Genomic DNA, 18,618 nt, shown 5'->3' with positions numbered 1-18,618 from the left:
TTATTCCTAACGTGCTTAGTTTTCTTTATTTAATTAATAGAAAGGTTAACACGTACTCATGCGTGGCCATGGCTGGGCTTACGTATCAATAGCATAGATAGACAAAATGATAACTCAAGTCACCCAATCATTAATAATAAAAAACCCGCATCAACGCGGGTTTTGTTTAGCAAGAAATGCTATTAAAAGAGTGGTAACTTAGACATTAAGACACAACCAAGCGCATCAGTTGGGTGCTGATATAACCACCAAATGTCCCTACTGCGTAACCTAAAATACCCAAAAACACTCCGACAGGCGCCAGTGATGGATGAAAGGCAGTAGCGACAATCGGGGCTGACGATGCACCGCCTGTATTGGCATTAGAGCCAACTGCCAAAAAGAAAAATGGCGCACGAATGATTCTAGCGACAGCAAATATGATAACGACATGGATGCTCATCCATAGTAAACCGATAAGCAATAGTCGCCACTGTGAGACGATACCAGCCAGATTGATTTGCATACCGATTGCGGCGATTAATACAAAGATAAATACTGTGCCGATTTTTGAGGCGCCAACATGATCTAACCTGCGAATCTTAGTGAATGAAAATATAACGCCTATTAGGGTAATAATTACCACCATCCAAAAGAACGAACTGGCAAAGCTATACTGAACGGCCCAGCTATAAGGCGCAAAGAACTCTGCAATCTGGCCACCGATAAAGTGTGCGACCCCGACCATGGCAAAGCATAAGCCAAACATCACCATCAAATCATTGATGGTTGCTGGGCGGGCATGATCACGCTCATAACTCTCGACTGCTTTGACTACTTTATCAATACTACTGGTATCAGCGCGCAAAAAGCGGTCTATCTTGTCGCTGTGTTTTGCCATGACCAAGATAGCTAGCAGCCACAGTGATGCATTGGTGGTATCGACCAAAATCATCATACCAAACAAATCATCACTGACTCCAAATAGCTCCTTCATCGCTGCTTGGTTAGCCGCGCCGCCTATCCAGCTGCCCGCTACGGCCGAGAACCCACGCCATAACGTATCATCGGTAAACATCGCAGGCGATATCCACTTAGCGACTCCCAAACTGATCGGACCACTGATGACGATAGCAATACTGGCAGCAAAAAACATCGCAATCGCTTTCCAGCCTAAGCCCAATATTTTAGGTACATCCATGGATAAGGTCATCAACAGCAAACTTGCTGGCAGCAAATAAGTCGCAGTAAAGCCATAAATCTGCGAACCAACGCCATCGGCAAACACGCCTAAACTATTTAGAGTTGCTGGTATAAAGCAGCAAAGCACAATACCAGGCAATATGGCATAAAACCGACGCCAAAACTTACCCGGCAAGCCTTGGGTATAAAAAACCAGACCAATAATGGCCATGATAATGCCAAAGGCTAATGGCAAATTATCGATTGCTAAGTTTGAGGTGGCTTGCATCAAGGCGCTCCAAGATTTACAACGGGCAAAAGTAAATCAGTATAGACAAGGCAAAAAACTCCTGCAAGCAGCCATCGACTATTAGCTAGGATTTGCTAAGTAGTATTTGACGGAATGAATAGCAAGGGAACGGCTAGACACGTAACGTCATACGCCCGTTATTGAGCAATATAAAGCAGGTAAACGCAAAAAAGCCAGATAACAAGTATCTGGCTTTTTTAGTGCTATCTTTAGACGATTAATAAATCAATGATTTAAATCGTCAAATATAGCTGTATTACGAGTTGTTACCACGGTTGCCGCCGTTTGGACGACCTTGGCCACGGCTGTCAGAACGACCAGCTGGACGACCTTGGCTGCCGCTTGGACGACCACGACCAGTTGCAGCACGCTCACCACGTGGAACGCCATTGCTATCACCGCGGCTTGGGCCACCAGTGCGCTTGCCTTGATACGGCTTGCCACCTGAACGCTCATTTGGTTTGCCTGACGTGTCACGTGGCTTACCTTGATAACCGCTGTCGTTGCTAGCGCGTTGACCAGTTGGAGCGCTGTCGCTTGAACGACCACGACCTTGACCACCACCGCTAGATTTACCAGCATAGCCACCGCCTGAACGACCACGGCCTTGACCGCCACCGCCATTAGAACGACCGCGACCACGGCCACGACCATTACCTTTGTTTTCGCTAGGTACGTAAGTTTTCTTAGGCTCCATACCTTCGATGATACATACTTCCATTTTGCGATCTAGATAACGGTTGATAGCGTTAAGCTGTGGACGATCATCCATGCTACATAGGCTGATAGCAACACCAGTACGACCAGCACGACCACAACGACCGATACGATGGACGTAATCTTCAGTCTGACGTGGCAAGTCATAGTTGATAACGTGCGAGATAGCTGGGATGTCTAGACCACGTGCAGCAACGTCAGTCGCTACTAGAATTTTTACTTTACCATTACGCAAGTCTTGAACGATACGGTTACGCTTGCTCTGTGGCAAGTCACCATGTAGGAAGCTTGCTTTATGGCCCGCTTCTTGTAGCTGCTTAGCCAATTTCTCAGTGCTACGTTTGGTAGCAGCAAAGATAATGATTTGTTCCATATCTTGCTGGCAAACGATTTTGTCAAGTAAACGGTTTTTGTGATCAAAATCATCACAGTAGTACACTTTTTCTTCGATGTGTGCAGATTCTACTTTGATTGATACGCGCTCAGGATTTTTAGTGAAGCTGGCAGCGATTTTACCTACTGGGCCATCCCAAGTTGCTGAACACATGATCGTTTGACGATCGATTGGCGCTGCACGAAGGATGTCACTAATATCATCAGCAAAACCCATGTCTAGCATACGGTCAGCTTCATCAAGTACCAATACTTCTAGGTTTGACAAATCAACGCGACCCGCATTGATATGGTCAAGTAGACGACCAGGAGTTGCAACGATTACTTGAACGCCCTTTTTCAAAGCAGTGATCTGACCGTTGTATGGTGCGCCGCCAACTAGTGGTACACAAAATAGACCACGCATGTCTTTAGAATAAGTGCGAACGCTGTCATGTACTTGCTGAGCAAGTTCACGCGTTGGCGTTAGGATAAGTGCTTTGGTTAGTTTGTCAAAGCTAGTGGCACGGCTCAAACGGTCAAGTACAGGGATAACAAAAGCCGCTGTTTTACCACTACCCGTTTGCGCTGACAATAAAAGGTCACGACCGGCTAGAGCAAAAGGAATGGCTTGTTCTTGAATAGGGGTTGGGTTGGTATAGCCACTGCGATCAAGCGCAGTAAGAATTGGCTTAGCAATGCCAAGATCAGTAAAAGTGATTTTGTTTTCTTCAGTGGCGTCAGTAGCAGCCGCTTGAGTACTGTTATCAGTATTTGGAGTGTCAGTGCTTTCGATGATGCCGTTTTCAGCGGCGATTGCAGATAAGATGTCAGTCATAAGAATCCTTGGTAAGTATAAGTTGCTGTAAATTCAGCAAACTTGATGCATACCACTGATAACCGTTCACCACGCTGCTCTTATTAGCATTACCGAGCAATATAAAATTGTCGATAATTAGAAACCAAGCCAATAGAGCTTAGCGTCTTTATAATAAATGCGTTCGTGCTGTCTGACGTATTTTGGTGGTAGTGCCGAGTGTCTTATCCTTGCTTGATATACGCTCATTATCAATGCTTTGTCCAAAGCAGATAAAGGCAAACAGCAACCAATCTAGACCCTAGTTATAGGCCAGTAGATAAGATATGAGTCAAAAATAACGGATATTTTTAAAGGTTATTTAAGTACACAAAATCATCGGCAACAATTACTTATGGTCATCCTAGACCCAAAATCGCAGGCGATGTTATCAATCTCATAATTCACGAAAGCCTAAGCTAACGTGGCGACGCAGTATAGCATAATAAAAAAATATATGTACCTATTTCTTCAATTACTGAGTAAATAAGCACTAACAGTGTTGATAATAAACAAGTTTAGGTGTTTTATTTAATACCTAAAGCAAAATTTGATAGCTAAAGTAAATAAGCTACTGGCTACTTATCTATCGTACTACTTTGACTTCTGTGACATAGGTAGGTAGCTGCCACGCCCCGCCCGCCTCAATTAAGCGGCAAAGTCCTGTAGTGCTTTCATGACTTTTCTCAAATGCACGGCCCGTCCATAGCCAATCGGTTTTGCTCATGCAATCACCGATGCCGCGTCCTTTTTGCACAGAGGTAAGCTTGCCTTTATCGTAGCCAGTAGCATTGGTCGTTACCAATTTTGGCTTATAAGGTTTACTATCATTAATCACCCAAACCCCTGCTCCAGCGTTATAAGCGCCTGTCCAGCACTCATGCTGCGCCAACAGCTGCGAGCCATTTAGACGACTGATACGCCAAGGTGATTTGTCTGAGAGATTGGGACAAACGCTGTCTGCATCTTTCATTGTGCCTTTTACCAACGATGCCAACTGAGAGGACCTCATCACAAACTTTTTGTCATTACCATCGTCCGCTTTGGCACTTGGCACGACAAACCGCAGTACTGGCGCTGCTTTGGGAGGCAATATACCGCCACTAGATTTAACAGCATCGTCATTTTTAATAAAAGCACTGGATGTACCAACGCGACCTTGGAACTCATCGGCTCTGAGCATGGCAGCACTGGCACCTTTGTCAGAGAGCTGCCAACGTGAGTTGCGCAAGGCCAATGTAATCTTGCTAGATTTGGTCAAAGCCTCTAATAATGCAGTTACCTGCGCTTGAGTAAGCTCAGCATTACCTGCAGCAGCTGAATACGGTTTAGTCTCGCCATAGTCTTTGTCATTAATAAACAACGAGATGCGATGACGGTTACCGAGCTGCATTAGGGCTTTAGACGAGCTGTCCTTTGCCCCGCCAAGCTTTACTTTACCATCCACGCCAGCATTCGCACCTGCACGGCGTACGAGCAATATAGAAACCGGGAACTCACTGTTATTCTCTGCTTGATAGCCTGCCAGCCGGCACGTACGCGTATTATCACAAGCGACTTGCCAATCTTGGCTAGTAAACTCAGTCGATGTACTGGCCATACTGGTGGTACTAAATAAAGCTGTGCTAAGCGCTGCAAGTACAGGCAGTAATATTTTATTTTTTATCATATAGGTGGGTTGTTCTTTTATTTTTTTAGGTATGTTTTCTGAATAATGCTCTACAGTGATGTTTTTGGGATTTTTATTAGACTGGGCACTGTCTTTATAGCTATAGTCATCAGACTTATTATCGTCATAGGTAATGCCTGACCTATTAACACCAGTTAAATCAGCGCCTTTTGATAGCGACATATCGTTTATATAATTATTGTCTTTCATAATCATCACCTTTCAGTAGAAGAAGTATAAACACCTGTCTATTGTAATGGTGCTCGGCTATCTTAACGCACTAGTGTTTCTATCTGTTGTACTAATGTATCATTGTGTAAAGACAAAAGGAAGACATAGCATACAAATATTCATTTTTATGAATATAAATAAAAAGGCTGATAAGCTATTTGCTTATCAGCCTTGCTGCTGTGTTTAAGGTTTATTTGTGCTTAAACTGTACTGTTAGATCTAAACTGTATTGAGTACTTAGTTTAATCGATTGGTTTTAGCTCTAGCGCTACTGCACGTTTAACCGCAGGACGTTCAGCGATTTTCTTAGCCCAACGCTGTAAGTGTTTGTAGTCTTCTACTTGTAAAAACTCTGCTGCATCATAGAGCTTACCCAGTGCCAACTGACCATACCAAGACCAGACAATCATATCCGCAATGTTGTAATCAGATTCATCATTGCCGCATAGGTACTCATGATCTTTTAGATGCGTGTCTAATACATCGAGCTGACGCTTGGTTTCCATCGTATAGCGGTTGATTGGATACTCTAAAGGTTCAGGCGCATACGCATAAAAGTGCCCAAAGCCGCCACCTAAGAAAGGCGCGCTACCCATTTGCCACATAATCCAAGACAGACAATCTGCTCGCGCTTTGCCAGTAGCCAGCGGCAGGAACTTATCAAACTTTTCTGCTAGATACATTAAGATTGCGCCCGACTCAAACAGTGCTATCGGCCCCTCTACTGTATCAGTAGAATAATCGACCAAGGCTGGAATCTTTGAATTGGGGTTTATCTCCACAAACCCTGAGCCAAACTGCTCACCTTTAGAGATGTCGATTTTGTAGGCATCATATGCTGCCCCATCAATACCAAGTTCTGCCAACTCTTCTAGTAGTATGTTGACCTTGACACCATTTGGCGTATTTAACGAGTACAGCTGTAACGGAGCATTGCCAACAGGCAGCTCTTTATCATAGCGAGCTCCAGACGTTGGACTATTAATACTAGCAAATTTGCCGCCATTATCTTTATCTTGCGTCCAAACTTTTGGTGGTACGTATTTATTATTATCTTGACTCATAATTTATCCTCGGTTTGTATTTATGACTGCCGCGAAGGTTTACTATAACGAGAACTCATAACGATATTAAAGTCCTCTCTTGTAATCAATGTTATGTTTCTACTGCTAAAGTAAAGACAGATACGCTATTAGCACTGAGAAACTTCTTTGTCTTGTTTCGTCTCTTTGCCTTTTTTAGCAACCCTTTGCATCATTGCTCTTATATTAGTTATCTTATATCAGTTACTTTGAGTCACTTTTATTATGAGCTAGGCTTTCTTATACTACTCAGCTTGCATAGTGATCTGCTCGCAAATCCGCTATTTTCTTATTCCATAACGAGACGTTCAATGGGACTCACATGGTAACGCTCACCCCAACTCAAGAGAAATACCTACCTTACGTACTAGCAGTCGCGCTGTTCATGCAGATTTTGGACGCCACTATTTTAAACACGTCCTTACCGCAAATGGCACAGGCACTGGGTGAGTCACCACTAAAAATGCAGTGGGCCGTCATCAGCTATGCATTAACCTTGGCGATTTTTATCCCTATCAGTGGTTTTTTAGCGGATAAATATGGCACACGCCGCGTATTTTTATCCGCGGTCATCATTTTTTGTGTTGGCTCATTACTGTGCGCGGCGTCGCAAACGCTAGATTTTTTGGTTGCTTCACGTGTGGTACAGGGTATTGGTGGCGCGATGATGACGCCTGTCGCTCGTTTGATATTGGTTAAGTCTTATCCGCGCAATAAGCTACTCACTGTGATGAATTTTGCTGTGATACCTGCTTTGGTTGCACCGCTGGTCGGTCCAGTATTGGGTGGCTATATCGTGCAATATGCCAGCTGGCATTGGATATTTTTGATCAATATACCGATGGGCGTGGCAGGTTTTATCATGGGCAAAAAACTGGTGCCAGCGCTATATGAAGATACTAAGCGCCTTGACTGGACAGGGTTTGTATTGTTTGCCGCCGCTGCTTGCGGGTTCACACTGGCTGTTGAGTTTGGTTCACAGACAGGTCGCGGGGTTTATGGGTTGTTGCTTGGGTTAGGCGCAAGTCTATTGATCGGTGCGTACGTCTGGCATGCCAAACGGCGAGCAGATCCCCTGTTTCCACTCAGCTTGTTTGATATTCGCACCTTTCGAATCGGTATTACAGGCAATTTGTTTACGCGGCTTGGTATCAGTGCCGTGCCCTTTTTACTGCCTTTATTACTACAAGTGGTGTTTGAATACTCGCCTTCGCAGGCAGGTTGGCTGCTTGCTCCGATTGCGGTGGGTGCTATAGGTATCAAACCTTGGGTTAGCAAAATTATTCAGCGGTTTAGCTATCGTAAAGTACTGGTCTACAATACCTTGTTTATGGGCTCACTTATCATTGTACTAGCGCAGTTTAATGATGCCTCGCAGTGGCTATGGTTTATACCTATCCTGACCATCATGGGTGCCTGCAACTCTATGCAGTTTAGTGCGATGAACACGATTACGATTGGCGATTTACAGGGCACACAAACTAGTAGCGGTAATAGCTTAATGGCGGTCAATCAGCAATTAGCGATTAGCTTCGGTATTGCGTTCGGTGCTGCTGTGTTGAATCTATTACGTGAGCGTCTACAGATGGATACGTTAGTAGCGTTCCAAACCACTTATTGGATATTGGGCATTTTGACCATTCTCTCAGGGCTGTATTTTTTACGTCTGAAACCTGAAGATGGCCGCGGTTTGTACTAGGGCGTGTCTTCAATCGAGACAAGCTTTCTATTGAGTGAGACTTTACGTACAACACGTCTCTATTCTGTATAGTCGAAATATTAGAAATGTCTTATCTGTAAACAGAAAAAAGCCAGTATGCGATTGGATTATCAATCTTATACTGGCTTTTTTTATAAGGATTTACATTAATAATTAATACTATTATGCGTCATCATCATTCATTTGCGATTGGATGTAGCGCTCTACACCAATGCTCTCAATCAAGTCCTGCTGCGTCTCTAACCAGTCTTCATACTCTTCATTGCCATCTTTTAGCGTGACTAATAGCTGGCGAGAGACATAGTCAGACTTTGTCTCACATAAGGTAACGGCATCAGTAATAATATCGAACTTTTGTCTCTCAAGACGTAGGTTGCACTCAATGATTTCTGGTACATCTTCGCCGACCAATACCTTGCCCAGTTCCTGCAAGTTTGGCAAACCGCCTAACAATAAAATACGAGCGATTAGGTCGTCTGACCATTTCATCTCAGCAATAGATTGCTTATATAATGAGTCATTAAGCGCTTCTAGCCCCCAATGACGTGCAATACGTGCATGCAAAAAATACTGGTTGATGGCAATCAGTGACTGCCCAAGTACCTTATTTAACGCGCGAATAACTTCTTTATCCCCTGTCATTACCTTTCTCCCTTAATCTCTGTTATTTATGCTAAATACTGTGAATGCTATTCATACGTAGGATGATATCAGACAATATTAGGAGTGACTTCAGCCATTTGGCTTTGTAGGTAATTCGGTAGACCAATCATGTCGATGAGACGAAGCTGCTGCTCAAGCCAATGCGCATGATCTTCTTCGGTGTCTTTTAATTGCTCAACCAGCATCTCACGCGTGACATAGTCATGCTCTGCTTCGCAAAGTGCGATACCTTCTTTTAGATGCTTTTGTACTTGGTACTCTAAATCTAGGTCAAACTGCAACATCTCAGGGACAGTCGCACCGATATGGATAGCGTCGACCGACATCTTTGGCGTGCCACTCAACATCAAGATACGGCGAATGATGTTCTGTGCGTGTAGCGTTTCGTCTTCCATTTCATGATGGATACGATCGTATAACTTGCCATAGTGCCACTCAGCATACATCTCTGAATGGATAAAATATTGGTCACGAGCGGCAAGCTCACCACCTAGTAAGAAATTCAAATAATCAATGACTTTCTGGCTACCTATCATAACGCGTACTCCCCTATTTATTTTTACCGATCACCATACATCCACAATTTATTATATAAGAATAGCATAATTGGCGAACTGACCAGTAAAAATCAAAATCAATAAAATGGCTTCTAATCTCAGATAAATATAGTAGCATACAGGCGCAGTATAGGGTGTAACGTTATGAACTAAGAATAAGATGCTAATTGAGAATCATAATTAGCTACAACTGGCATGAGACTATTTAATATAGTTCGTGTTGGTGTATGACTGAGGTTATACGGACGCTTGCACCCTGCTCCTTATGTATAATAAATAGAGTTAGATGCAAAATACTGAATATAATTTATCGTGTTAGGTCTTATTGCACTAAATAATGAGAATGTGTGATTAACAGTGTTTAAACGGCGTACGCTAGATTATCGAGTTTTGCATGGTGTTCGTCTAGGTAGTCATTGACCATCGGCTCGCAGCAGCCACAGCACGTTGCTACATCGAGCGTATCTTTTAGACCATCGAGCGTATCAACACCTGCAGCAATAGCTGCTTTGATTTGCTTTTCTTTTACGTTGTTGCAGATACATACGTACATGGATTGGCTCCTCGGAATACCACTATTCGATAATGACGGCATACGACACTTATATAAAACCTTTGTGATAAGTGTCATTGATAAACGGATAATTTACTGTTTTCTAGTAATTAAAAATTAGTCGTTGAAATCACGTTTATCGCTTGCAGTATAATAACGATAATTATTATCATTTTCAATCACATTCGATATATTTATTCGTTGAAACAGTATCCTTATATTACAGGCAGTTCATTTATGTAGGTGGATATAAGTGTGCGTGTAACCGAATATTGTCAAAGGTAGTGAATTGACGATGAACTGTAAATTTGTTTATTTTTTAATCGATTTTGTAGATAACTGCTGTTATATTGAACCCCTATTAACGAAGCCCATTGGAATTCACCTATGTCTGATAATAACTTTACGATACGACCTATCGATTTATTCAAAGTCCTATCTGATCCGACACGTCTAAAAATATTTCAAATTCTTTTTAAAAAAGAAGCACGTTGCGTGGGTGATTTGGTAGATATGCTTGACCAGCCACAACCAACGATATCACGCCACCTAAACCATTTGAAAAAATTGGGTATTTTGAGCTGTGTACGTGACGGTACTTGGATGTGGTATGAGGTCGCTGATGATTTACCAGATTGGTGTCAAGATATCTTAGACATCACCTACGAGCAGATCACTCCTAGAGGCACTAGTAGAGATGTATCGGATCTTGCTTAGATACTACTGTCCGCTTGGATTTTTGGTTCTTTGACTGTGCTTTATAAAAAGCGTTTAAGACAATAAATCTGCGGCAATGCGCCAGACCAAAAAAGACCTACTTTCGTAGGTCTTTTTTTTGCTCAACTATTGATATCTAAAACTCTCTAGGTCAAATACTTATACAAGATCTAAGAAGTCGCTGATAAAGGCATTAGCTGGCTGGTGTATCAGCTCCTCTGACGTGCCTACCTGCTCTACTCGGCCCTGATTCATCACGACGATCTCATCTGATACCGCACGTGCCTCTTCTTGATCATGCGTCACCATGATACTGGTGATACCAAGCTCGTGGTGGATGTTCTTTAACCATGTACGCAGTTCTTTACGGACTTTGGCATCTAGTGCACCAAACGGCTCATCTAGCAGCAACAGCTTCGGTTTGACAGCTAGTGCACGTGCTAGCGCTATGCGCTGACGCTGACCACCTGATAGCTGATGTGGATAAGCATTGGCAACTTGTGGTAGCTGTACGAGGTCTAAGAGCTCTGCCACGCGCTTATTGATATCAGCTTTGCTCGGACGCTCGTTTTTTGGCAACAAGGTCAATCCAAACGCCACATTATCCGCGATGTTCTTATGGCGAAATAGCGCGTAATGCTGAAACATAAAGCCAATATGGCGCTTTTGGACTGGAGTATTGGTCACATCTAGCTCATCGAACAATACCTGCCCAGAGTCGGCATACTCTAGACCCGCGATAATACGTAGCAAAGTGGTCTTACCGCAGCCTGACGGGCCTAGTAACGTCGTCAGCTTCCCAGTTGGCACAGTGATATTGATATTGTCTAAAGCCGTAAAATTGCCGAATTTTTTATTAACGTTGCGAATCTCAATGCTCATAATCGTATCTCTTATTATATCTTTTGTCGTATCGTGGCAAGTAGCTGAGTAGCGACTGCATCCGTAGTATTAACATCATTTATCAGATAATGGCAGTTATACCTTGCCAGTACTGTCCGCACTCGTCGATTCAGTGGCGGTCGTTGCGTTAGCACTTACTGGCAGCTCAGGTGCGCTGGCAAACCGCTCAGACTTGGCAAATTTACGTTCTTGTATCTTGGTCATGACTTGTTGAATCAGTAGCGTCACCAAGGCCAATGCAGCCAATATGCTCGATAAGGCAAACGCAGCGGTAAAGTTATAATCGTTATAGGCAATCTCAACCAATAGCGGCATGGTGTTGGTCTCGCCGCGAATGTGACCGGAAACCACACTGACCGCACCAAACTCACCCATCGCACGGGCATTGGTCAGAATCAAACCGTATAGCAGCGCCCATTTGATGTTAGGCAGTGTCACATGCCAAAACGTCTGCCAACCAGTCGCACCTAAGGTGAGCGCTGCTTGCTCTTCAGAGTCGCCTTGAGTCTGCATCAATGGGATCAGCTCACGTGCAACAAAAGGAAAGGTCACAAACAACGTCGCCAAAATGATACCAGGCACCGCATAAATTACTTGGAAACCCATACTTTCAAGCCAGCCACCAATAGTAGAGTTCAGTCCAAACAGCAGCACAAACATCAAACCTGCAACCACTGGCGATACCGAAAATGGTAAATCTAGCAAAGTGGTGACCAGCTGCTTACCTTTAAACTGGTAACGCGTGACCAACCATGCAATTGCGATGCCCATTACCATATTAATCGGTAAGACAATGCCTGCCGTGATAAGCGTAAGCTTGATGGCTTGCAAAGCTTCAGGGTCTACTAATGAAGCAATATACAACTGCCAACCATTTTTAAAGGCTTCATAAAACACAGCCAGTAATGGAATGACCAACATGACAATCATGAATAGCACCGCAATGGCAATAAAGGTGCGACGTATCCATGGGGTATCTTTGGTCGCGGCGTTGCTTTGGTAGTCGTAGCTATTAGATATTTGCATATTAGCGAGCTCCTACACGGCGCGACAGTTTCCACTGCATGATATTAATGGTCAGCAAGATGACAAATGATATGAGTAGCATAAATAGTGCAACCGCAGAAGCACCTTGAATATCAAACTGCTCAAGCTTACTGATAATGATGAGCGGCAAAATCTCAGACTGCATCGGAATATTACCCGCGATAAAGATAACCGAGCCATACTCGCCAGTGGCACGGGCAAACATCATACCTGCACCCATCAACAAGGCTGGCAATAACTCCGGCAAAATCACTTTACGAAAAGTCGTCAAACGATTAGCACCCAATACCGCAGCCGCTTCTTCAAACTCAACTGATAGCTCAGCAAGTACGGGCTGCACCGCACGGACGATAAAGGGAAAGCTCACCACAACCAGTGCTAGCCAAATACCTATTGGCGTAAAGGCTACTTGAATATCGAACTTGGCAAACCATTGACCAATCAAGCCATTAGGCGCATACAAAGTGGCAAGCGAGATACCTGTAACGGCGGTTGGTAGTGCAAATGGCAAATCGACTAAGGCATTAATCAGTGACTTACCCCAAAACTCATAGCGGACAAGTACCCATGCAACCAGTGTGCCAAATACCATATTGGTCAGCATCGCCAAAAACGACATCCATAAGCTCAGCTTGATAGCGGCAGTGACTTGCGGCTGGGTAATAGTTTCCCAAAAGCCAGTCCAACCCATCTGCGTTGTGGTATAGGCCATCATGGCAAACGGTAGTACCACCAATAACGACAAGCTAAAGACAGTAATACCCATGCTCAGACCGAACCCGGGTAGCACATTGCGCTGACGCAAACGGGTCAGCCAACCTTTTTTGTTGCCGGGCTTACTGGCAGAAGAAGATGTTGCACTCATAGTGATGTCCTATTGCCTAACTGATGGTACTTAGCGAGGGTGCTCACTGTAAGACCATTATTACCATTGTTATCAAAATTATTATTGGTCGGCTTATGATATAAAGGACATAGTGCGTACGACCATGTCCTTTATGGGGTGCTTCATGACTGACTGTACGATTAATCGAGTTAATCTGTTTCAGTGTTTAGCGCAGTAGCTGCTCTAACTACTCAGCAAGCGATTACTGAGGCGCGTTAATTGCCAATTGGTCAAACACACCGCCATCACTGAAGTAAGTGCTCATGATCTCATCCCATGTGCCAAAGGCATCATTCGGGCGGAAAGTCTCAACTGGCGGTAATTTGTCACCATTTTTGTCAAGCACGCTCTTAACGCTAGGACGTAGATATAGATCGGCCGCTAGCTGCTGAGCAGGCTCACTCCATAAGTAATCAAGGTACGCTTTGGCAGCGTCTGTAGTGCCTTTTTTATCTGTTACCGTCTTCACAACTGCCACAGGGCTTTCTGATTTAATTGAGTATTTTGGATAAACGATGTCTACTTGACCCGCGCCAAAATCAGTGGCTGCAAGGTTAGCTTCGTTTTCAAACGTGACCAACACATCACCAATACCGCGCTGTACGAAAGTCGTCGTTGCTGCACGTCCGCCATTTTCATAGACTTTGACATTTTTTAGCATGTCTTTTACGTAGCCTTTAGCTTTTGTTTCATCTTTATTAAAAGCATGTAGACCATAACCGTATGCACCTAAGAACGCGTAACGACCGTTACCTGTCACTTTTGGATTGGCCATGACAATCTCAACACCGTCTTTGGTCAAATCTTCCCAGTCTTTGATATTTTTTGGATTGTCTTTACGTACCAAAAATACGATCGTACTAGTAAACGGAACCGCGTTGTCTGGGAATTTACTTTCCCAATCTGACTCAACCAAGCCTTTTTTCTCAAGCAGCTCAATATCAGAGCCTTGGTTCATGGTGGCAACATCGGCTTGTAGACCGTTGGCAACAGACAGTGCTTGCTTACTTGAGCCGCCATGTGACTGTTTGATTAGGATATTGCTGTCTGGGTTTTCAGCTTTGTAGTGCTCAACAAACAATGGGTTGTAGTCTTTATAGAAGTCACGTGCCACATCGTATGAGACATTAAGTAGCTCGATATTTTGCCCTTCTGTCGTCGCTGAACCATCAGCTGCGGCCTCAGTAGTCTCACTGTTGCTACAGCCAGCTAGACCCAATGTCAAAGCAACGCCAGCAATACTCAAGGCACTAAGAGTTTTACTTTTCTGCTGATAACGAGCTACGTCTGTCATAAATACCTCAAAGATGTCTGTTGTGTAATGCAAGTATGCTAACAGCGCCATCTTATTATGTTTAATGATGAATATGCGTATGTTATTGCCAAAAGGGAATAACCAGTAAACAAAGCCAGATATATCAATAAGTTGTTAAAAGAATCTATATGTATAACGGACTGTTTGTTTATTGATGGTTTTAATACTGGCATGTGCCCTATCTATCTTGTCCGCGTTTCATTGAAAGCAGCTAAGATAGATAGTTTTATAAATCAAGAATTAACGACTACTTCGTGGTTGCCAGCTGATCAAAGCGGCCACCATCTACAAAGAAAGCATCCATAATCTCTGCCCATGAGCCAAACACAGTCACAGGTTCAAACGTTTCAATATCAGGCAAAGTATCTTTGTGAGCAGCTAGGATTTGCTCATCACTTGGACGCATATACATTTTTGCCATGAGCTCTTGGGCAGGCTTATCCCATAAGCCTTTTAGATAAGTACCAGCCGCTTCCGTCTTACCAGATTTCTCAGTCACTGCCGTTACGACCGCTACTGGGTTGGCAATCGTAATCGAATAGCTCGGATATACGATATCAACGTTACCCTTTGCAAATTGCTGTGCAGCCAAATGTGCTTCGTTTTCGGTCGTGATCAGCACATCACCTAGACCACGCTGGGTAAAGCTAGTCGTTGCGGCGCGTGCACCATTGTCATAAGTGACCACGTTGGCCAGCAACTTCTTAATAAAGTTATTGGTTTTTACAGGATTTTCATTACTGCTTTCTTTGAATTGGTGCAAGCCATAACCGTAGGCACCCAAAAAGGCATAACGCGCCGTGCCACTGGTTTTCGGGTTCGGGATGACCACATCGATATCATTACGGGCCAAATCTGACCAGTCTTTAATATTTTTTGGATTACCAGCGCGAACCAGTAGCACCATGGTGCTGGTGTACGGCACGGCATTGTTAGGTAGTGCTTGCTGCCAGTCAGCAGCGACCAAGCCTTTTTCCACCAACAGATTCATATCGCTCTCTTGGTTAAAGGTCACCACATCCGCTTGCAAACCGTTGGCAACAGAAAGCGCCTGTTTACTAGAGCCGCCATGCGATTGATTGATATTTACTTTACTATTTGGGTGAGATTTCTGATAGTCGGTACTGAATAAGGTGTTGTAGTCTTTATAAAAGTCGCGCGACACATCATAGGAGACGTTGAGTAGATTGACATCTTGCGTCCCGCCACTGGCACTATTTGCCGCGTCATCTTGCGTCGCTTCTGTTGGACTGCAGCCTGTCATTATCATCGCTGCTGCGAGCATGCCGCTGGTGGCAAGTACACGCGCTTTTACAGGCTTATTATTAGTTGATTGAATGCTAGCAATGCTGATTTGTTGGAATTTTTTTTGCATGATGCTCTCGATAAAAGTATTAGAAGCGTTTTGTCAAAATCTTGACCATCATCACAGAGCCTACAATCTTTTGAGTTCGGTTGTCGGGATGATGCAAGCTATGCTAGCAGCATAAATAGCAAACGCTTAGTGACGAATTAGCTTATCGACTAGTGAAGTTGGCATAAGTGATAGGAGCAATCGTTTTGCAGCATCAAGCATAAAAGGAGGTACATAACTGCTGGCAGGTTTATTAAGTAGACTATAATTTGGGTAGGCTGTACCATTATTCGTACGTCATAAAGTTTGCTGTATCAATAATACTTTTATCATCTCGCTACTATTCAAATATTACCCTCTTACTTGACCAAAGGCCCTTATATGAATACTTCATACCGTCAATTTCGTTCTATTGTAGGGCTAATAATAATGACCTCTACCCTAGCTGCTTTAACAGGCTGTAATAGTATGTCGCCCACTATGAATAGCGATAGCCACAGCGCTGTTAAAATAGTCACTAGTGAAACACTAGCCATGCCAGTGAGTAACAACAATATTCTTGGAGACAAGGTTTCAGCGGATTATGCTTCTGCCGACTACGACAAACGTGCGCAAGGCTATGATTGGGTTGGCGTGATGGTACGAGCAGATGGTGATCGACAGATTGACATTAAAGTTCGCTCACGCAGCGATATCAAAAAACCTACTTGTCATTTCGATGGTAAGGCAACACTTATGGGGCAAGATACTGCTCATGGTATGATTTTTCAGGCAAAGGTAAATGACAGCACGGCTTTTTTTCAGTTTAAGGATGACACCCTCATCATCGACAGCCCAGACAAATATGCACTGAACTATTTTTGCTCAGGTGGTGGCTCACTTGCTGGAGAATATAAAAAGCTGGCAGTAGGTTTGGAGATTTAATAGACAGCGCTAACATGCGTTAGGGCGTGTTTTTTATTTTAAAATAGTGATAAAAACAAAAAGGTGCCAGACCATAAGTCTGACACCTTTTTTACGACTGGCTTAGTACGAGTTATTTATACTGACGATCTGCCCTTATACCGCAGATGCACCCGTTAGTTTCACCTCAGCACGCTCTTCTTTTGCGATGCCGGCATAGTAGTCACGCAAAATCTGTAGTACTTCTGGGCGACTAAAGTTATCTGGTACATCTTCGTCTTCTGATAGCGCTTTACGCAGCTTAGTACCTGACACTTTAACGTGCTCAGAGGCGTCATGCGGGCAAGTCTTATCAGAGGCCATCGCATTACAAGCATTACACCAGAACGTCCAGCCAATTTTGAGCGGTTGGGTGATAAGGTCATCTTTACCAACATGTTCAAAAATAGTTTGCGCATCAAACGCACCATAGTAATCGCCGACACCAGCATGATCACGACCAACAATCAGATGACTACAGCCGTAGTTTTGACGGAATAGCGCATGTAATAATGCCTCACGTGGACCAGCATAGCGCATATCCAACGGATAGCCTGCTTGTATAACGGTATCTTGTCTAAAATAGTTATCGATCAAGGTCTTGATGGCTTCTTGACGAACTTCTGCAGGGATGTCGCCAGGTTTCAATGCGCCCAATAATGAATGAATCAACACACCATCACAGATCTCAATCGCAATCTTAGCCAGATACTCATGTGAGCGGTGCATTGGATTACGCGTTTGGAATGCAGCCACTGTTTTCCAGCCTTTAGCATCCAAGATTGCGCGTGTTTCTGCTGGCGTTTTGTAGATTTCTGGATATAACGTTGGGAACTCACCTTCACTCAATACTTCGACACTACCGGCAATATTGATGGCTTCTTGGTTCAATACTTGCTGTACGCCTGGATGCTCTGAATCCGTGGTCGTAAATACTTGCTGACACTCATGTTCTTTATCGATGGTATAGGTTTCTTCTACCGTCAAGATACCCATGACTTCACCATCTTGAGCGACCAATGCTACTTTGTCGCCTTGGCTCAAACTATCTGCCGTCTCTTTTGGCGCAGACAAGGTGATAGGGATTGGCCAAAACAAACCTGCGTTTTCACCGCTTTGCAAGCGCATGTTGTCTACCACACCCTGCCAGTCCGCTTGATTCATAAAACCATTTAACGGAGTGAAACCGCCGATACCGAACATGATTAAATCACCGCGCTCACGTGAGCTTAGGGTGATGGTCGGCAATGTGCTGGCAAGCTCTAATGCTTGATCGCGTGCTGCACCGTTTAATAATAGTGGCTTAAGCTCTGCACTACCGTGTGGAGGAACCAGCTTTGATTTGAATTGTGATTGGGTTGGGCTTTGAGTTTGAGACATATAGTTATTAAAACCTCTTATAAAAAGAATGGTTGGAAGAGATGAGCAAAAATGCAAAAGCGATTAAATGTACAAAACTGAGAAGAAAGCCGTCGCTAGATAATAAGTAGCGTACTAACGATTGGGCATTAAATTTGTTACGCATAGGCTACCTAACTTTCATTATGAAAATTTATGCTGTGT

At 43.7% G+C, this 18,618-nt stretch carries 16 protein-coding genes; 3 read left to right on the top strand and 13 right to left on the bottom strand.

All coding sequences use genetic code 11. From position 1 onward, the window contains the following. Positions 1-205: 205 nt before the first annotated feature. The 4 genes from ACIGBM_RS08950 to yghU all read right to left on the bottom strand — a co-directional run bounded on the left by ACIGBM_RS08950 (position 206) and on the right by yghU (position 6,380). Positions 206-1,450, bottom strand: coding sequence for a DUF819 domain-containing protein (locus tag ACIGBM_RS08950; RefSeq protein WP_201568938.1), 1,245 nt, complete (start codon positions 1,448-1,450; stop codon positions 206-208). A gap of 277 nt (positions 1,451-1,727) precedes the next feature. After that, entirely contained in the window at positions 1,728-3,398 is a 1,671-nt protein-coding gene (locus ACIGBM_RS08945) for a DEAD/DEAH box helicase (protein ID WP_201568937.1), read from the bottom strand. 604 nt (positions 3,399-4,002) lie between these two features. Further along, positions 4,003-5,295, bottom strand: coding sequence for a DUF1176 domain-containing protein (locus ACIGBM_RS08940; protein ID WP_397477490.1), 1,293 nt, complete (start codon positions 5,293-5,295; stop codon positions 4,003-4,005). Between the two features lie 263 nt (positions 5,296-5,558). Continuing rightward, on the bottom strand, positions 5,559-6,380 hold the full coding sequence (gene yghU, locus ACIGBM_RS08935) for a glutathione-dependent disulfide-bond oxidoreductase (protein WP_397477489.1): 822 nt from the start codon (positions 6,378-6,380) through the stop codon (positions 5,559-5,561). Between the two features lie 340 nt (positions 6,381-6,720). On the opposite strand from yghU, the gene ACIGBM_RS08930 reads away from it, so the two are divergent. Continuing rightward, positions 6,721-8,097: a DHA2 family efflux MFS transporter permease subunit gene (locus ACIGBM_RS08930; RefSeq protein ID WP_397477488.1), complete on the top strand. Its 1,377-nt coding sequence runs from the start codon at positions 6,721-6,723 to the stop codon at positions 8,095-8,097. A gap of 183 nt (positions 8,098-8,280) precedes the next feature. Here ACIGBM_RS08930 and bfr (ACIGBM_RS08925) read toward each other — a convergent pair whose 3' ends face one another. The 3 genes from bfr (ACIGBM_RS08925) to ACIGBM_RS08915 all read right to left on the bottom strand — a co-directional run bounded on the left by bfr (ACIGBM_RS08925) (position 8,281) and on the right by ACIGBM_RS08915 (position 9,891). Continuing rightward, entirely contained in the window at positions 8,281-8,760 is a 480-nt protein-coding gene (gene bfr / locus ACIGBM_RS08925) for a bacterioferritin (protein WP_101205899.1), read from the bottom strand. 68 nt (positions 8,761-8,828) lie between these two features. After that, positions 8,829-9,317 (bottom strand): bacterioferritin, encoded by a 489-nt coding sequence (gene bfr / locus ACIGBM_RS08920; protein ID WP_057760257.1) that lies wholly within the window; start codon positions 9,315-9,317, stop codon positions 8,829-8,831. 382 nt (positions 9,318-9,699) lie between these two features. Continuing rightward, positions 9,700-9,891, bottom strand: coding sequence for a bacterioferritin-associated ferredoxin (locus ACIGBM_RS08915; protein ID WP_101205900.1), 192 nt, complete (start codon positions 9,889-9,891; stop codon positions 9,700-9,702). 387 nt (positions 9,892-10,278) lie between these two features. Here ACIGBM_RS08915 and ACIGBM_RS08910 point away from each other — a divergent pair, with 387 nt between their 5' ends. After that, positions 10,279-10,608 (top strand): helix-turn-helix transcriptional regulator, encoded by a 330-nt coding sequence (locus tag ACIGBM_RS08910; RefSeq protein WP_057760261.1) that lies wholly within the window; start codon positions 10,279-10,281, stop codon positions 10,606-10,608. A 159-nt stretch (positions 10,609-10,767) separates the two neighbouring features. Here ACIGBM_RS08910 and ACIGBM_RS08905 read toward each other — a convergent pair whose 3' ends face one another. The 5 genes from ACIGBM_RS08905 to ACIGBM_RS08885 form a co-directional block, all read right to left on the bottom strand. Continuing rightward, positions 10,768-11,490 carry a sulfate/molybdate ABC transporter ATP-binding protein gene (locus ACIGBM_RS08905; protein WP_082624600.1) on the bottom strand — a complete coding sequence of 241 codons (723 nt, stop codon included), beginning with the start codon at positions 11,488-11,490 and terminating at the stop codon, positions 10,768-10,770. Positions 11,491-11,586: 96 nt separating this feature from the next. After that, on the bottom strand, positions 11,587-12,537 hold the full coding sequence (gene cysW, locus ACIGBM_RS08900) for a sulfate ABC transporter permease subunit CysW (RefSeq protein ID WP_397477487.1): 951 nt from the start codon (positions 12,535-12,537) through the stop codon (positions 11,587-11,589). Position 12,538: 1 nt separating this feature from the next. Beyond that, complete coding sequence (gene cysT / locus ACIGBM_RS08895) at positions 12,539-13,423, bottom strand: sulfate ABC transporter permease subunit CysT (protein ID WP_057760265.1); 885 nt, start codon at positions 13,421-13,423, stop codon at positions 12,539-12,541. Positions 13,424-13,646: 223 nt separating this feature from the next. Continuing rightward, positions 13,647-14,738: a sulfate ABC transporter substrate-binding protein gene (locus ACIGBM_RS08890; RefSeq protein ID WP_397477486.1), complete on the bottom strand. Its 1,092-nt coding sequence runs from the start codon at positions 14,736-14,738 to the stop codon at positions 13,647-13,649. Positions 14,739-15,006: 268 nt separating this feature from the next. Further along, positions 15,007-16,134, bottom strand: coding sequence for a sulfate ABC transporter substrate-binding protein (locus ACIGBM_RS08885; RefSeq protein WP_397477485.1), 1,128 nt, complete (start codon positions 16,132-16,134; stop codon positions 15,007-15,009). Between the two features lie 408 nt (positions 16,135-16,542). On the opposite strand from ACIGBM_RS08885, the gene ACIGBM_RS08880 reads away from it, so the two are divergent. Then, positions 16,543-17,037 carry a hypothetical protein gene (locus ACIGBM_RS08880; protein WP_397477484.1) on the top strand — a complete coding sequence of 165 codons (495 nt, stop codon included), beginning with the start codon at positions 16,543-16,545 and terminating at the stop codon, positions 17,035-17,037. A gap of 135 nt (positions 17,038-17,172) precedes the next feature. Here the strand turns inward: ACIGBM_RS08880 and sat are convergent, their stop codons facing one another. Continuing rightward, the gene (gene sat / locus ACIGBM_RS08875) at positions 17,173-18,435 is read right to left on the bottom strand and encodes a sulfate adenylyltransferase (protein WP_397477483.1); all 1,263 of its coding nucleotides are present in this window, start codon (positions 18,433-18,435) and stop codon (positions 17,173-17,175) included. Positions 18,436-18,618 lie beyond the last annotated feature (183 nt).

The organism is Psychrobacter sp. NPDC077938 (assembly GCF_044542635.1).
Taxonomy (GTDB): domain Bacteria; phylum Pseudomonadota; class Gammaproteobacteria; order Pseudomonadales; family Moraxellaceae; genus Psychrobacter.
Note: the sequence above shows the minus strand (reverse complement) of the source record. Positions and strands in the feature narration are given on the sequence as shown.

Coding starts and splice junctions, on each gene's coding strand:
- ACIGBM_RS08950 (WP_201568938.1), bottom strand. CDS start 1,450: ATGCAAGCCACCTCAAACTTAGCAATCGATAATTTGCCATTAGCCTTT.
- ACIGBM_RS08945 (WP_201568937.1), bottom strand. CDS start 3,398: ATGACTGACATCTTATCTGCAATCGCCGCTGAAAACGGCATCATCGAA.
- ACIGBM_RS08940 (WP_397477490.1), bottom strand. CDS start 5,295: ATGAAAGACAATAATTATATAAACGATATGTCGCTATCAAAAGGCGCT.
- yghU (WP_397477489.1), bottom strand. CDS start 6,380: ATGAGTCAAGATAATAATAAATACGTACCACCAAAAGTTTGGACGCAA.
- ACIGBM_RS08930 (WP_397477488.1), top strand. CDS start 6,721: ATGGTAACGCTCACCCCAACTCAAGAGAAATACCTACCTTACGTACTA.
- bfr (WP_101205899.1), bottom strand. CDS start 8,760: ATGACAGGGGATAAAGAAGTTATTCGCGCGTTAAATAAGGTACTTGGG.
- bfr (WP_057760257.1), bottom strand. CDS start 9,317: ATGATAGGTAGCCAGAAAGTCATTGATTATTTGAATTTCTTACTAGGT.
- ACIGBM_RS08915 (WP_101205900.1), bottom strand. CDS start 9,891: ATGTACGTATGTATCTGCAACAACGTAAAAGAAAAGCAAATCAAAGCA.
- ACIGBM_RS08910 (WP_057760261.1), top strand. CDS start 10,279: ATGTCTGATAATAACTTTACGATACGACCTATCGATTTATTCAAAGTC.
- ACIGBM_RS08905 (WP_082624600.1), bottom strand. CDS start 11,490: ATGAGCATTGAGATTCGCAACGTTAATAAAAAATTCGGCAATTTTACG.
- cysW (WP_397477487.1), bottom strand. CDS start 12,537: ATGCAAATATCTAATAGCTACGACTACCAAAGCAACGCCGCGACCAAA.
- cysT (WP_057760265.1), bottom strand. CDS start 13,423: ATGAGTGCAACATCTTCTTCTGCCAGTAAGCCCGGCAACAAAAAAGGT.
- ACIGBM_RS08890 (WP_397477486.1), bottom strand. CDS start 14,738: ATGACAGACGTAGCTCGTTATCAGCAGAAAAGTAAAACTCTTAGTGCC.
- ACIGBM_RS08885 (WP_397477485.1), bottom strand. CDS start 16,134: ATGCAAAAAAAATTCCAACAAATCAGCATTGCTAGCATTCAATCAACT.
- ACIGBM_RS08880 (WP_397477484.1), top strand. CDS start 16,543: ATGACCTCTACCCTAGCTGCTTTAACAGGCTGTAATAGTATGTCGCCC.
- sat (WP_397477483.1), bottom strand. CDS start 18,435: ATGTCTCAAACTCAAAGCCCAACCCAATCACAATTCAAATCAAAGCTG.